Below are 13,399 nucleotides of genomic sequence, written 5' to 3' on the forward strand. Positions count from 1 at the left end.
GGATCACCGTGGCGGGCGTGAACCGCGTTGTTCCAGAGGCCCGCCCCGTACGCTGTGTCAGCGTACGGGCACTTTCGGTAGACGGTACGCATTCCCTGCCGTCACTCTGGGTGCCGTCGAGCGCGGGGGACGCAGCACGGAACGTACGCACCTGGAGGTGGCCGCGGATGACGCACGACGGCGCGAGCGAGAACGAGGACGACCTGGCGGTCCCCGAGGTGGAGCGGGAGCCCGATCCCTCCGACAGTCTGCGGACGTTCGGAGCGGTCGTCCAGGCCCTGCGCGAACACGCCGGACTGAGCAGGGAGGAGTTCGCGCGGTTGGTCCAGTTTTCCAAACACACCGTGGAATCGGTGGAGTTGGGCAGGCGTATGCCCGACGAGTCCTTCGTGGAACGCGCGGAGGAGGCGTCGGGCAACACGGGCGCGCTCCGCAGAGCCGCGAAGTACCTGACCCGGGGAGAGGCGGGCCTCGCGGCATGGTTCCGCCGCTGGGCCAAGCTGGAGAAGGTCGCGGTGAGCCTGAGCACGTATGAGTGCCGGTTGGTGCCGGGGTTGTTGCAGTCGGAGCGGTATGCGCGGACGGTGTTCGACAACAACATCCCGCTCCTGTCGGACGAGAAGCTGGAAGCGCAGGTTGCTGCCCGGCTGGAACGGCAAAAGACGCTGTACGAGCGGACTCACGTTCCGTTCAGCTTCATTGTGGAGGAGCACGTCTTCCGGCGTCGGCTCGGCGGAGCCGAGGTGATGAGGGACGTGATCGACCACACGCTGAAGCTGAGCGCCCTGCGAAACGTGAAGCTCCAGATCGTGCCAGTGGACGCCGACTGCCATGGGTGTCTGGACGGGCCGGTGCAGCTACTGGAAACGCCTGAGCACCGACGCCTCGCCTACTCGGAAGGCCAACGAAACGGGCGATTGATCGCGGACGCCAAAGAGGTGAGTCTCCTCTACCAGCGCTATGACACACTGCGGTCGCAGGCCCTGAACCCCACACTCTCACGGGGTCTGTTGGAGCAACTGCGAGGAGAGCTATGAGCACGACCGGACTCGCCTGGTTCAAGTCGAGCTACAGCGGAACCGACGGCGATAGCTGCGTTGAAGTTGCCGTCACGGAGCAGGCCGTGCACGTGCGTGACTCCAAGGACGTCGCGCGCCCGGACTTCGCTGTCGGCCGGGATGGTTGGGCGCGGTTCGTACGGTACGCGGGAGGAGAGCTATGAGCACGACGGAACTCGCCTGGTTCAAGTCCAGCTACAGCGGTAGTCAGGGCGATGACTGCATCGAAGTTGCCGTCACTGAGCAGGCCGTGCACGTGCGTGACTCCAAGGACGTCACGCGCCCGGACTTCGCCGTCGGCCGGGACGGTTGGGCGCGGTTCGTGCGGTTCGCGGCCGGAGGCTGACCCGCGGGGAGGCGTACCGTCCGCGACGGTACGCCTCCCTTGGGCACGGAGTCAGTCGGCGAGGGTCCCGCGGTACCCCACCGGTCCTTCGCCGGAGTACTGGGCCGTCCCCTCGAACCGGTTTCCGTCGTCGAAGAACGTCACGGATCCGTTGCCCCCGCCCGGAGAGGACCAGGTCACGGTGGTGCCCTCCGCCGGCTTCCCGTCCCCGGGCACCACATCACCGCGGTTGGAGATGCTCACCGACAGCGGCTCGTCCCGCTGCCAGCCGCCACCGCCGGTGTGAATCTCCGTGTTGTACGTGGCCACGCATGCCTCCTGTGCTCTCGCCCGCCCAGGCCCAGCGCCCCGGCTGCCTCCTCAGCTCTCGCCAACGCCACGTCGCTCCAACCTCTACGCCGCCGCCTCCACCCGGAAATCACCCCATCGAGCGATCCGGTCGTACTCACGTCCGTCAAAGGTGGGGACGTCTACCACGGAGCCCTGCGGTCAGCCGCGCGGATCTTCCGAGGAGTTCCTGCTCGGCCGAGGGGGTTTGCGCGTCGTCGAGGTCACCCAGGTCGACGGTCGGGTATGCGCACCCTGCCAGTGCCCCTCGCCCTTGATGGGTAGGAGAATGGAAGAGTGGCTGTGAAAGTCTTCGATCGCGAGCCGTTCTACCTGACGACGGCTTCGGAAACGCAAGAGTACTTGGACCGGATATTCACGGAAGAGAAGCAGGAGGGATACCTGAGCGTAGACTTCCAAATCATAAGAAACGACGAGGCTGTCATGGACAACATCCTCGGCGTCGGCCTGGACTACACCTCGGGTTACGGGGCGCTGCTTTGGTACTGTGACGGTGAATTCAGTGAAGAGGTCGCCGCGGTCTCGGGAGCGGAGGTCGCAGAACACGTGTGGGTCTCGCGGAACCCTTCCCCGCCGGAAGCGGACCCGCGAGTGGTGTGCGATCCATGGAGCCCCAGCTACTTCAACAGGGTCAGCGTGATAGCGCTGGACGGCGTCCGCCCTGTCGTCGAGGAGTACTTCCGGGAAAGCACGGGACTCCGGCCTGCGGGAGTGGAGTGGGTGAAGGGTCACTTCACCGGGGAACTCTACGAAGAAAATGAATAGACGTGACCGACCTGATTCAAGAAGGAGAAACTCCGGACGGTTTCGTCATGTCCCGGAGTGGGCTGTTGTCGGCCTCGTCACGGGCTCATTACTCATCGCTGAAGGTGGCGCGCAACTGCTGCTGTAGATGCAGATGGCGAAATTGATAGACGGCACCGACCTGCCTGAGCACGCCTCGCTTCTCGTGGGCATCCTGCAGGAACGCGAGAAGATCCCTGGGCAGGAGACGCCGAAAGGCGAGATAGTGCCGCACGAGGAACCACGGTGCGGAGGCGGTCCTGTGCAGAGCGATGGCGGCAGTAAAAGAAATGCTCACGCCCAGACCGAGCACCATGTAGAACGCAAAATGCCACATGCCTACCGGCCCGAAATTCTGCCAGTCGTCAACATTGGCCCAATTGATCAACACGACGACAGCAAAGACCGTCGGGCCGCCGAGCAGCCCAAGGGCTGACATTCGTACACTCAGAGCGATAAGTGACCTACGATCCTCCGCAAGCACATGGAGGGGAGATGTCTTCCTGGTGAGATCCGTGGGTGCCACTCTCCACCCCGTAAGTACGCCGGCCAGAACTGTCGAAACGAAGAATCCGGCCACCCTGTCAGGGGTGTCAAAAGTGAAAAAGGCCAGGACGACTCCGCCCGCACATCCGGCCAGAGCCGTTCGGTAGAGCACAGAGCGAGATGGCCGCCACTGCAACTTCACCGCCGGAACTTCTCGCTCCGCGATCTGAAGAAGGAGAACAAAAACCACGGAAATTACCGCAGAGAAAAGAAAACCGACACCCAGACGTCCGAGTGATTCGGTGACATAAAATGAGACGTGATCGGGTGCATAGAAAAAAAGGTCGTTGGCCAGGAGTACACAGAAGAAGCAGAAGGTGGTGAAGACCGTCAAAGCAACCACCTTGAGGAACATCATCACGCTGCGCGGAAGTCTTGACGCCAGCTCCCACCAAGCGATGTCCGTTCCGCTGTCGCGTTGCTCGAGGAGGCCGGCCAGTGTGCCGAGGTAATGCTGAGCCTGCTCGGCAGTCCAAGGGCATGGGGATTGCGGATGAGGCCGATAGGCTGCTGGAACGTAGGCCCGGAACAAATGCGTCAGCACGGCGTTCGCATCGGGGAACCGCCCTTCATTGCATAAATCGCCGGGATCGGGCAGCCCACCGCGACCTTCACCGGGCCTCGGATTGTAAATCGTCCGTGCGAGGAACAAGGCAAGAGGGGTTTTCAACGCGGTAGCGGCAGGCGAGTTGGTGCCGAGGCTGGTCAGCACCGGTGCCCATCTACCGGCCGCCGAACTGTGGGCGCCACCGGCGTCTCGGATCAGGTAGGTACTGGCTGCGGCGGCATCGAGTGGTTGCAGGGTGATCGCCGTGGCGCCGTTCAGGCGTACCGGCACTCCGTCGTCCGGCTCCAGTGCTCTGCGGTATTCGGTCGTTCTGCTGGAGAGGACGAAAGGCCAATCGACGGGCAGGGCTTGGTTGACCGCGTCCAAGGCGACAGCCTGTGCATGCGGGGCCATCTCGTCGAAGCCGTCCAGCAACGGGAGGACAAGCCGATGGTCCAGCAGCGCGCGGGCTCGTGTCACGCCGCGGTGCTGCGCGGCGAGCGCCGGGTGGTGGATACGCAGTTGCCGCTCGAGCCACTGGCTGAGTTCCTCGGCCGCGGGGTTCCAGGACGAGAGGGAGAACAGAACGGGAACTGGATCCCCGTTCTGTCGTTCCGCGCAGAGATCGAGCAGAAGACGCACGAGGACCATGCTCTTGCCGGTACCGGGCTCTCCTAGGAGGATCAGCCGCCGGAACGGCAGTCGGTCGCGGAACAGTGTTCCGATATCTTCGTATTGCCCTGCCAAATCCTCAGGGCCCGCTGTGCTCCGGGCCCCAGGGCGAGCAGTCAAGGTACTCCACGGCTCGGCCAGTTCCGCCGATGCGGCCTGCCAGGAAACAGGCAGGGGGTAGGGGTCGTTCAGACGCCGCAACCGTGCCTCGGTCTCCCACTCGGCCCGCACCGATGCGGCGAAGGCATCCGCGAGTTCCGTGACTTCGGCGATGTTCTCCTGCCGATCAGCCCGATAGCTGAGCCAGGCCACCAAGAGCGAGACGACACTGACCACCAACCCGACTACAGCCGCCCCGAACGAGAGGACCCCTGCCTGGTCGCCGACATCCAGTGACTTGCTGTGGAGCGCCTCTGCCGTCCACAGCAACCCCCACATGACCGGAAAGGCCACAGCTACGCCAGACCCCCACAACGCCACGCGAACACGACGACGCCCTCTGGTGCCCATGTCCGACACCATAGTCAGTCCCCCTGTCCACGCGTCGTTCAACAAGGGATGGCTACTGAACGTTGTCCGTGTGGCGGGGTGCGTCCGTTGCGGGCACCGGGTGTTGTTGGTGGCGACTGGCCATCTCGCCGGCCCGTCGGCCGCGCAAGGACACCGTCTGCATCGTCGACGGCACCCTGGTACCCGCCCGCGACCGTAGTGTGGCCGCCAGGTCGTCGACGACACCGGACGACGACCGGCCAACTGGCAGTGACCGGCGCACAGCTGTCCCTCTCCTGGTTTTGACACTTGCCGCACTCGACGCCGGGAACTCCGGGTGGTGAGCGATCCGGCCGGTAGCACGCCGTAAATCTCTCTCACGTCTGCCGCCCGTACCCACGGCATGAGCGCCACCCCGCCCACCCGGTACCGGCGGTGGCCGTGCCTCACGGTGGCGCGCTGACCAGGATTCCCCGTCCCGCGTGGAAGCGCTCGAATACGTGCATGGGCAGCGACGCCGAGTCCGCGTTGTGGGAGTAGCCCGACGGGTTGTGGAACCGTACCGTCCCGCCATGGGCCTCGTGGACCAGCACGAGATGCCCTCCCCGTCGCGGCTCGCGGGTACCCGGGTCGCGTATCTCGGGAGACACCGAAGCGATCAGGGCTTGCCCGGGGCGCACCGCTCGGGCGGATTCCTGGATCGGCGTGTTCTCGACCAGTTGGCACGCGAACCCGAAGTGTGAGCTGACCCAGGCCATGAAGGGCCTGTAGATCAGCCCCCGGACCTTGCCCTGGGGCTCCACCACGTAGCAGCCCCGCTCCAGGGCCAGCGAGAGGAGTTCACGCATCGGCAGCCGGATGTCCGTCCAGCCGTGGAGCAGGGACTGCAGGCATGCCAAGCCGCAGACTTTGCGGGACCAGAAGAGGTACTCCTCGTACGAGTGGTACCCGTCAGAGGCCCAGTCGTGCGGTCGCGACGAGGCTGCGCGTCTCAGGAAGACGTCGAGCCTTGACGGGGCGGCACGCCGGATGACGACCTCGTCGTTCCGGTCCAGGCTTCCCCATTGCGAGACGTAGGGGAGGCACCCGTCACGTGACGGGAAAGTCGAAATAGACATCTGGATAAGGCTCCCTCTTGAGCGTGTAGTGCCACCACTCGCAGGCGTAGGGAGAAAATCCGCACTTCTCCATGATGGAGCAGAGGAGCTCGCGGTTCTCCGCTTCGGCGGGCGTTGTTCCTCTTGCTCCGTGATGTGAGACCGGGTCCATCAGGTCGTGGCCGCCGCCCATGCGGACGTTTTCTCCGGTGGAGAGGCTGTAGAGCGTCAAGTCGACGCTACTGCCGCGACTGTGGCCCGACTTGGCCGCCACGTATCCCTTCTCGAAGAGCCCGGATCTGTCGATGTTGGGGTAGTGGCGCTGCTTCGTCCGGCCGTCCTCCGGCTGTTCCGACCAGCGCCGGAAGCAGTCGACGGCGCGTTGCGGACGGTATCCGTCCCAGACGAGCAGGCCGAAGCCGAGGGACGCGGCTTCTTCTTGCGCGTGCCCCAGGGCCGTACACAAAGCCTCGGTGCCGACTATCCGATTCGCCAGATACCCGTCCACCGGCTTTCCGGTGAAGTTGTCCGCAGTGGCGTACTTGGCATCCCACCGGATTCCGGGCACCAACTCGTCCAGGTACGCGAAGTCGCCGTTCATCGCTTTTTCTGGTGCAATGTCATGGACACGAGCCGGTCGATCACGTCGGAAAGCGGCAGGCCCGCGGCGGCCATCATGCGGGGATAGCGGCTGTAGGAGGTCAGGCCGGGGAGGGTGTTGACTTCGTTGAGCACCACCTGGCCGTCGTCCTTGAGGAACATGTCCACGCGGGCGAGCCCCTGGCAGCCCAGCGCGCGGTAGACGGTCTTGGCGCTCTCCCGGACGAGCCGGCGTGACTCCTCGGAGATGTCGGCGGGGACGATGAACGTCGAGTTCTCCGATCCGGTCTCGGGCGAGTCCTCCTGGTGGATCCGGAAGAACCCGTGCGAGAGGGCCACGCGGTCCACCTCGCCCGCGATCGGGGCGGACGGGTCCCCCAGGATCGCGCAGCCGATCTCGCTCCCGGCCACGGCCTCTTCGATCAGGACCTTCGAGTCGTACTGCCGTGCGGCCTCCAGCGCACTCGGCAAGTCCTCTTCTCCGGTGACTTTGCTGACTCCGAAAGACGATCCCGAACGGGCCGGCTTCACGAAGACGGGATAAGGAAGTTGCCCGGCATCGATCTTTTCGTCCGCCGCGACCACCCAGTATTTCGGTGTGGCGATTCCCGCGCTCCTGGCGATGGTGTAGGTCAAGGACTTGTCCATGCACAGGGCGGAGCTCTGGATGTCGCAGCCGGCATAGGGGATGCCGGAGAGTTCCAACAGCCCCTGGACCGCTCCGTCCTCGCCGAGTGTGCCGTGCAGAACGGGCAGCACGAGATCCAGCCGGATCACTTCGAACCGCCCCTGTTCCAGGACGAGCAGTCCGTGGACGCTTCGGTCGGGTGACAGTACGACCGGACGGGCGCCGCCGTTCTCCAGGTCCGCGCCGGGCGAGCCACAGAGCTTCCAGGAACCGGAGCGCGTGATGCCGATCCAGTACGGCTCGTAGGTATCGGCGCCGAGGTTCTTCGCCACCTCCTGGGCGGACTTGACGGAGACGGCGTGTTCTTCGGAAGAGCCCCCGAAGATGATGCCGATCTTCAGCCTGTCCATGTTTTCCCGCTTTCGAAGTCGAGGCAGTTGACGAGAGTGTTTCTGACGGTGTCGCTCAACGCGTGGTCGGTGTAATAGGCCGTGTGCGGGCTGATGACCACATTCGGCAGCTCCTGTAGACGCAACAGGGAGCGGTTCCCGATGGGCTTGCTCCGGCGGTCGGTGTAGAAAATTCCTTCCTCACCGTCGAGGACGTCCAGCGCCGCACCGCCCAACCTGCCGCTTTCCAACGCCGACAGAAGGGCTTCGGTGTCGATGAGCGCCCCGCGCCCGGTGTTGACGATGAACGCGCCGTCTTTCATCCGTTCGATACGCCGGTGATCGAGGAGATGGCGGGTTTCCGCGGTGAGCGGGGTGTGGAGCGTGACGATGTCGCTGTGCCGGAGCAGCTCGTCGACCGACCCGTGATCGGCGGCGGTGCCGGGGCGACGGTCGTAGGCCAGCACGCGGCAGCCGAAGCCTCGCAGCCGGTCGATGACCGCTGTGCCGATACGCCCTGTGCCGACCACTCCGACCGTCAGGTCGCGCAGCTCCTTGCCGCGTTTCTCACTCAGCCGGTAGTCATGGGCATCCGTGCGGCGGACGGTGGCCTTCGCGTGGCGCACGGCCATCAGCATCAGCATCAGCGTGTAGTCGGCAACGCTGTCGGGGGAATAGTCCACGGTTCCGACGGAGATTCCGACGCTCTTCGCGTAGCTCACGTCGATGTGGTCGCATCCGGTGCTTCGCGTGGAGAGATACTCCACACCGGCCCGGCTCAGCGCGGTGAGCGTGGCACGGGTGACGCGCGTCTTGTGGCCGATGCTGACGCATCGGTTCCCGGCGGCCAGGCCGGCATTGGCTTCGGACACCGCTTCCTTCGTGATGGTCGGCTCCACGCCGAAGCGGGGCGCCATTTCCCGGAAGAGAAGGGCCTCGTCCGGCTCGCATCCGTAGACCGTGATTCCCGTTGTGGAGACGGCCCGTGAGGACGGCGCCGGCGCTCGGCTGCGGCGCACCGCCGCTCGTGTTGGTCCACTGGAACTCATGTCTTCCAGACAAGAGAGCGTGGCGTTGCCGACGCGTATGCGTTTTTTGATACGCCGACGATATGGCGGCCGTCGCCTTCACAGGGCGGTCCCGGAGCAGGGCCGGGGCGGCCCGGCAGCATTTCGTCGCCGTATCGGAAAACGAATACGCTCAGGGAACATCACACCCTCTTGGCTGGAGGGCATGAAGAACAGCGAGCCGGGCTCTGCCCCCTTCCACCTCTCTGTCCCGCCCCCGCCCGCCGTCCTGGCCGGCGGCCGGGTCCCGACGCACCCCGGCGGCCCTTGCGCGGTCCGGGCATGATCCCGCTCAGCCTCGGCGAGATCGCCGCGGTGGTCGGCGGGAGGGTCGAGGGCGACGACGCCGTGACGGTGACCGCGCCTGCCGCGCTCGACGGCCGGCGGGCCGAGCCGGGCGGCCTCTTCGTCGCCGTGGCCGGCGAACACGCCGACGGCCACGACTACGCCGTCCAGGCCGGCCGGGCCGGCGCGGTGGCCGCGCTCGGCTCCCGGCCCACGGCGCTGCCGACCGTCGTCGTCCAGGACGTCGAAGCCGCGTTGCAGGCGCTCGCCGCCCACGTCGTGGCACGGCTGCGCGACGGGCTGACCGTGGTCGGGGTGACCGGCTCCCGCGGCAAGACCAGCACCAAGGACCTGCTGGCGGCCGTGCTGACGAGCGCCGCGCCGACGATCGCCACGGCCGGGTCGCGCAACAACGAACTCGGCGTGCCGCTCACCATGCTGCGGGCCGGCGCGGCCACCCGCTTCCTCGTCCTGGAGATGGGAGTGCGCCGCATCGGCGACATCACCAAGCTCACCGGCTTGGTCGCACCCGACATCGGTGTGGTCCTCAACGTCGGCCAGGCCCACCTCGGCCATCTCGGTTCGCGCGAGGCGATCGCCCGTGCCAAGGGTGAGCTGGTGCGGGGTCTGGCGCCCGGCGGCACCGCGGTCCTGAGCGCCGACGATCCCCGGGTGGCCGCGATGCGCTCGCTCACCGACCGCCCGGTGCTGACCTTCGGCCGGGCGGAACACGCCGACGTGCGCGTACTCGACGTGGTGCTGGACCGGCTTGCCCGGCCGTCCTTCACCCTGCGGACCGCCACCGCCTGCGCTCCGGTCACGCTGCCGCTCGTGGGCACCCACCAGGCACTCAACGCGGCGGCTGCCACGGCGGTGGGGCTGGCGGCCGGGGTCTCCCTCGATGCGGCCGCGGCTGCGCTGCCCACAGTGTCCCTGTCGAAGTGGCGCCTGGAACTACGTGCGCTCGCCGGTGGCGCGACGCTGCTCGACGACTCCTACAACGCCGACCCCGACTCGACCCGAGCCGCCCTGGACACGCTGGCGGCGATCGAGGGCGGGCACCGCATCGCCGTCCTCGGCGAGATGCTCGAACTCGGCGACGGCAGCGAGGCCGCGCACCGCGCCATCGGGGAGTACGCCGCCCACCGAGCGGACGTGGTGGTCGCGGTCGGTGCCCCGCCGCTCGCCGACGGAGCCGGGAAGCGGGCGGTGGCGCTGGCCGACAACGCCGCGGCCGTCGAGTGGCTGCGCGGCCGGCTCACGACCGGCGATGTGGTGCTCGTCAAGGCATCCCGCGGGGCGCGCCTCGACGAGGTCGCCGCCGCGCTCGTGTCCGAACGCCCCGGTGTACCGGCAGACCGACCGAGGAACGACAGGTAGGAGAGGCTGTGGCATATCGGGTACGGGTCATCACGGCGAGCGATCACGCCGCGTTCAACGCGGCCCAGCCTGCGGTGAGTTTCCTGCAGACCCCGGCTTGGGCGTCGGTGAAGAGCGGGTGGGGGTCGCAGTCGCTGGGCTGGTTCGACGACCGCGGCCGATTGGTCGGCGCCGGCCTGGTGCTGTACCGGCGGCTGCCCGGGTTCAGGACGTCGCTGGCGTACCTGCCCGAAGGACCGGTGATCGACTGGGCCTCGGACGATCTGGCCGGCTGGCTCGGCCCGCTGGTGGAGCACATCAAGCGCTCCGGCGCCTTCGCCATACGCATCGGGTCGACGGCGGTGGCCCGTACCTGGAGTGCCGAGACGGTCAAGGCCGCGATCGCCGACCCGGCGGTCACCAGGCTCGGCGACGTGCCGCCGGACACGGTCGGCGAGGCCGCCGCCCGGGCCCGCAGCCAGCTGCGCGAGCTGGGCTGGCGCCCGCCGAAGGAAACAGAAGGATTCTCCGCCGGACAGCCGCGCTGGGTTTTCCAGGTCCCGTTGGCCGGCAAGGACGAGGATCAACTTCTGAAGGGGACGAACCAGCTCTGGCGGCGCAACATCAAGAAGGCCGGCAAAGCGGGCGTCATCGTGACCCAGGGCGGTGTCGAGGACCTGCCCGACTTCTACCGGATCTACCTCGAGACCGCTGAACGTGATCACTTCGTCCCGCGGCCGTTCAGCTACTTCCCGGCCATGTTCGAGGCGCTGTCGGCCGAGGACGAGGACCGGATCCGGCTCTACCTCGGCCACCACGAGGGCGACCTCGTCGCCTCCACCATCTGGATCCGGGTCGGCGGACACGCCTGGTACAGCTACGGCGCCTCCGCCACGGCGAAACGGGAGGTACGCGGGTCGAACGCCGTGCAGTGGAGGATGATCACCGATGCGCTGGCAGCCGGATGCACGGTCTACAACCTGCGCGGCATCACCGACACCGTGGACAAGAACTCCCCGCATCTGGGCCTGATCCAGTTCAAGGTCGGCACCGGCGGCGAAGCCGTGGAGTACCTCGGCGAGTGGGACCTGCCGCTGAATCGCCTGCTCTACAAGGCATTCGACGTCTACATGTCCCGTTGAGGCCGCGGCGGCCGGCGATGGCCGACGGCGGGCAGTTCCACCGTGACGCGCAGCCCTCCGGCGGGGCGGGGGGTGAGCGTGAGGGTCCCGTCGTGCGCCTGGGTGATGCTCTTGACGATCGCCAGGCCGAGGCCGACACCCGCGTGGCCGGTGTGCAGGCGCTCGGTGCCCCGCCGGAACGGCTCGGTGAGTGTCGAGACCAGCTGAGAGGTGAGTTTCTCGCCGGTGTTCTCGACGGTGAGCACAACGGTGCGGGGGCGGGCGGTGGTGCCCACCCACACGACCCCCTGGTCGGGCAGGTTGTGCCCGATCGCGTTGTGCAGAAGGTTCGTGGTCAGCTGCAGCAGGAGGGCCTGTGAGCCGATGGTGACGCTCATCTCGCCGGAGGTTTCGATGCTGACGCCGCGCTTCTCCGCCAAGGGCAGGAGCGTTTCCGTGGCTTCTTCCGCCAGGAGGGACAAGTCGACGTGTTCCCTGATGAAGGAGCGTTGGCTGGCGCGGCTGAGCAGGAGCAGTGCCTCAGTGAGGTCGATGGCCCGGGTGTTGACCACGCGCAGCCGCTCGACAAGCTCGCCGATGTCGCGGTCCGGGTCGTTGCGGGCCACGTCGAGAAGCGCCTGTGTGACCGCCAGCGGGGTGCGCAGTTCATGCGAGGCATTGGCCGCGAATCGTTGCTGCTCGGCGACGTGGGCCTCGAACTGCGCGAGCATCATGTCGAAGGAGTCGGCGAGTTCACGGAACTCGTCGCGGCGGCCCGGCAGGCGTATCCGGTAGGAAAGCGGCCCGTTCGCCACCCGGCGGGTGGCGTCGGTGATGCGTATCAGCGGGGCGAGTATCCGGCCGGCCAGGACCCACCCGCCCACGAGGCCGAACGCCAGCAAGAACGCCAGCACCATGATCCCCGCCGGGACGAAGACGATCGGGCCGAAATTGGTCGGGTCGAAGACGCGCAGGAAGTCGGACCGATCGGGGAGGTCGAAACTGTTCGACCTTCCCCGCAGGAGAAACACCCACACGGCGGCAAGCAGCAAGGTGCCCGCCACCACGAGGAACCCGGCGTAGCTGAGGGTGAGCTTGAGGCGGACGCTCAGCCCCGGACGTCTACTCACGCGCCGTCCGGCCATCGGCGTCCGCTCCCGTGTCGATGCGGTAGCCGGCTCCGGGCACAGTGGCGATCAGCCAGGGTTCGCCGAGGCGTTTGCGCAGGGCCGAGACCGTGATGCGCACGGCGTTGGTGAACGGGTCCGCGTTCTCGTCCCACGCGCGCTCCAGTAACTCCTCCGCACTGATGACACCACCTTCGGCGGCGACGAGGACCTCGAGCACGGCAAACTGCTTCCTGGTGAGCGCGATGTAGCGGCCATCGCGGTAGACCTCGCGGCGGAAGGGATCCACACACAGGCCCGCGATCTCACGCACGGGTGGTCTGTTGTGGGCGCGCCTGCGGTCGAGTGCTCTGAGCCTGAGCACGAGTTCTCGCAGCTCGAAGGGCTTGGTGAGGTAATCGTCGGCGCCGAGTTCGAACCCGGTGGCCTTGTCGTCGAGCCGGTCGGCAGCGGTCAGCATGAGGATCGGCATGCCGCTGCCGGAGGCGACGATGTGCTGGGCGATCTCGTCACCGGTAGGTCCGGGGATGTCCCGGTCGAGGACGACGATGGCGTAGGTGTTGGTACTCAGCAGCTCCAGAGCGGTGTCACCGTCACCGGCGATGTCGGCCGCGATCGCTTCCAGGCGCAGCCCATCGCGGATGGCCTCCGCCATGTACGGCTCGTCCTCGACGACTAAGACGCGCATGGCCTCATGCTAGGAGCCGGTGCCATATCGCCGGCGTATGGAAAACCGGATACGGGCCGGCAGGACCACGCCGTCCCGGCCGCGTCTGACACGGTGAAAGAAACGCAACCGAACACCGCCGAACACGACCTCCGTCAGAATCCTTGACCGGTCATCACCGCGTCCCTAACCTCACACCGCGTGGGAGCGTTCCCATATCCGCGCGAGCGCAACTGACGGCCGCGCCCCCTCACCCCACGGAGGTCATCG

Annotated in this window: 14 protein-coding genes and 1 pseudogene; 7 read left to right on the top strand and 8 right to left on the bottom strand. The window is 66.8% G+C overall.

The window, feature by feature from the left end:
• Positions 1-167 precede the first annotated feature (167 nt).
• From HB370_RS29815 to HB370_RS29825, 3 genes are read left to right on the top strand one after another with little or no spacing between them, the layout of a single operon-like run.
• Positions 168-1,037 (top strand): helix-turn-helix transcriptional regulator, encoded by an 870-nt coding sequence (locus HB370_RS29815; RefSeq protein WP_030777420.1) that lies wholly within the window; start codon positions 168-170, stop codon positions 1,035-1,037.
• Positions 1,034-1,222 carry a DUF397 domain-containing protein gene (locus tag HB370_RS29820; RefSeq protein WP_030777428.1) on the top strand — a complete coding sequence of 63 codons (189 nt, stop codon included), beginning with the start codon at positions 1,034-1,036 and terminating at the stop codon, positions 1,220-1,222. Before HB370_RS29815 ends, HB370_RS29820 begins: the two co-directional genes overlap by 4 nt.
• Complete coding sequence (locus HB370_RS29825; protein ID WP_030777430.1) at positions 1,219-1,404, top strand: DUF397 domain-containing protein; 186 nt, start codon at positions 1,219-1,221, stop codon at positions 1,402-1,404. The genes HB370_RS29820 and HB370_RS29825 overlap by 4 nt, the downstream gene beginning before the upstream one ends.
• Before the next feature lie 51 nt (positions 1,405-1,455).
• Here the strand turns inward: HB370_RS29825 and HB370_RS29830 are convergent, their stop codons facing one another.
• Positions 1,456-1,713, bottom strand: a complete 258-nt coding sequence (locus HB370_RS29830) for a hypothetical protein (RefSeq protein ID WP_030777432.1) — start codon at positions 1,711-1,713, stop codon at positions 1,456-1,458.
• A 315-nt stretch (positions 1,714-2,028) separates the two neighbouring features.
• On the opposite strand from HB370_RS29830, the gene HB370_RS29835 reads away from it, so the two are divergent.
• On the top strand, positions 2,029-2,517 hold the full coding sequence (locus HB370_RS29835) for an Imm1 family immunity protein (protein ID WP_078637369.1): 489 nt from the start codon (positions 2,029-2,031) through the stop codon (positions 2,515-2,517).
• An 88-nt stretch (positions 2,518-2,605) separates the two neighbouring features.
• Here the strand turns inward: HB370_RS29835 and HB370_RS29840 are convergent, their stop codons facing one another.
• Positions 2,606-4,810 (bottom strand): NACHT domain-containing protein, encoded by a 2,205-nt coding sequence (locus HB370_RS29840; RefSeq protein WP_157855538.1) that lies wholly within the window; start codon positions 4,808-4,810, stop codon positions 2,606-2,608.
• 116 nt (positions 4,811-4,926) lie between these two features.
• Here HB370_RS29840 and HB370_RS29845 point away from each other — a divergent pair.
• Positions 4,927-5,025: pseudogene (locus HB370_RS29845) on the top strand (IS5/IS1182 family transposase); the annotation flags it as partial.
• A gap of 210 nt (positions 5,026-5,235) precedes the next feature.
• Here HB370_RS29845 and HB370_RS29850 read toward each other — a convergent pair.
• The 4 genes from HB370_RS29850 to HB370_RS29865 all read right to left on the bottom strand — a co-directional run bounded on the left by HB370_RS29850 (position 5,236) and on the right by HB370_RS29865 (position 8,552).
• A complete protein-coding gene (locus HB370_RS29850; RefSeq protein ID WP_051815351.1) occupies positions 5,236-5,688 on the bottom strand; it encodes a hypothetical protein in 453 nt (150 codons plus the stop codon).
• Positions 5,689-5,878: 190 nt separating this feature from the next.
• Positions 5,879-6,487, bottom strand: coding sequence for a D-Ala-D-Ala dipeptidase VanX (gene vanX, locus HB370_RS29855; protein ID WP_030777445.1), 609 nt, complete (start codon positions 6,485-6,487; stop codon positions 5,879-5,881).
• On the bottom strand, positions 6,484-7,524 hold the full coding sequence (gene vanA, locus HB370_RS29860) for a D-alanine--(R)-lactate ligase (RefSeq protein ID WP_030777447.1): 1,041 nt from the start codon (positions 7,522-7,524) through the stop codon (positions 6,484-6,486). Before vanA ends, vanX begins: the two co-directional genes overlap by 4 nt.
• Positions 7,512-8,552, bottom strand: a complete 1,041-nt coding sequence (locus tag HB370_RS29865) for a D-isomer specific 2-hydroxyacid dehydrogenase family protein (RefSeq protein ID WP_078637372.1) — start codon at positions 8,550-8,552, stop codon at positions 7,512-7,514. Before HB370_RS29865 ends, vanA begins: the two co-directional genes overlap by 13 nt.
• A gap of 300 nt (positions 8,553-8,852) precedes the next feature.
• Here HB370_RS29865 and murF point away from each other — a divergent pair, with 300 nt between their 5' ends.
• Entirely contained in the window at positions 8,853-10,235 is a 1,383-nt protein-coding gene (gene murF, locus HB370_RS29870) for a UDP-N-acetylmuramoyl-tripeptide--D-alanyl-D-alanine ligase (RefSeq protein WP_037700608.1), read from the top strand.
• Positions 10,236-10,243: 8 nt separating this feature from the next.
• Entirely contained in the window at positions 10,244-11,356 is a 1,113-nt protein-coding gene (locus HB370_RS29875; RefSeq protein ID WP_030777453.1) for a peptidoglycan bridge formation glycyltransferase FemA/FemB family protein, read from the top strand.
• Here HB370_RS29875 and HB370_RS29880 read toward each other — a convergent pair.
• Positions 11,341-12,465 (bottom strand): HAMP domain-containing sensor histidine kinase, encoded by a 1,125-nt coding sequence (locus tag HB370_RS29880; RefSeq protein ID WP_051815415.1) that lies wholly within the window; start codon positions 12,463-12,465, stop codon positions 11,341-11,343. The two genes, HB370_RS29875 and HB370_RS29880, sit on opposite strands and share 16 nt — an antisense overlap.
• Complete coding sequence (locus HB370_RS29885; protein WP_030777457.1) at positions 12,458-13,150, bottom strand: response regulator transcription factor; 693 nt, start codon at positions 13,148-13,150, stop codon at positions 12,458-12,460. The genes HB370_RS29880 and HB370_RS29885 overlap by 8 nt, the downstream gene beginning before the upstream one ends.
• Between the last annotated feature and the right edge of the window lie 249 nt (positions 13,151-13,399).

It is taken from the genome of Streptomyces sp. DSM 40868, from assembly GCF_011820545.1.
In the GTDB taxonomy this organism is placed as follows: Bacteria; Actinomycetota; Actinomycetes; order Streptomycetales; family Streptomycetaceae; genus Streptomyces; species Streptomyces eurythermus.

What these genes read in the sequence shown, in the direction of transcription:
- HB370_RS29865 (WP_078637372.1), bottom strand. Translation starts at nt 8,552, where the DNA reads ATGAGTTCCAGTGGACCAACACGAGCGGCGGTGCGCCGCAGCCGAGCG.
- vanX (WP_030777445.1), bottom strand. Translation starts at nt 6,487, where the DNA reads ATGAACGGCGACTTCGCGTACCTGGACGAGTTGGTGCCCGGAATCCGG.
- HB370_RS29825 (WP_030777430.1), top strand. Translation starts at nt 1,219, where the DNA reads ATGAGCACGACGGAACTCGCCTGGTTCAAGTCCAGCTACAGCGGTAGT.
- HB370_RS29885 (WP_030777457.1), bottom strand. Translation starts at nt 13,150, where the DNA reads ATGCGCGTCTTAGTCGTCGAGGACGAGCCGTACATGGCGGAGGCCATC.
- vanA (WP_030777447.1), bottom strand. Translation starts at nt 7,524, where the DNA reads ATGGACAGGCTGAAGATCGGCATCATCTTCGGGGGCTCTTCCGAAGAA.
- HB370_RS29840 (WP_157855538.1), bottom strand. Translation starts at nt 4,810, where the DNA reads ATGGGCACCAGAGGGCGTCGTCGTGTTCGCGTGGCGTTGTGGGGGTCT.
- murF (WP_037700608.1), top strand. Translation starts at nt 8,853, where the DNA reads ATGATCCCGCTCAGCCTCGGCGAGATCGCCGCGGTGGTCGGCGGGAGG.
- HB370_RS29815 (WP_030777420.1), top strand. Translation starts at nt 168, where the DNA reads ATGACGCACGACGGCGCGAGCGAGAACGAGGACGACCTGGCGGTCCCC.
- HB370_RS29820 (WP_030777428.1), top strand. Translation starts at nt 1,034, where the DNA reads ATGAGCACGACCGGACTCGCCTGGTTCAAGTCGAGCTACAGCGGAACC.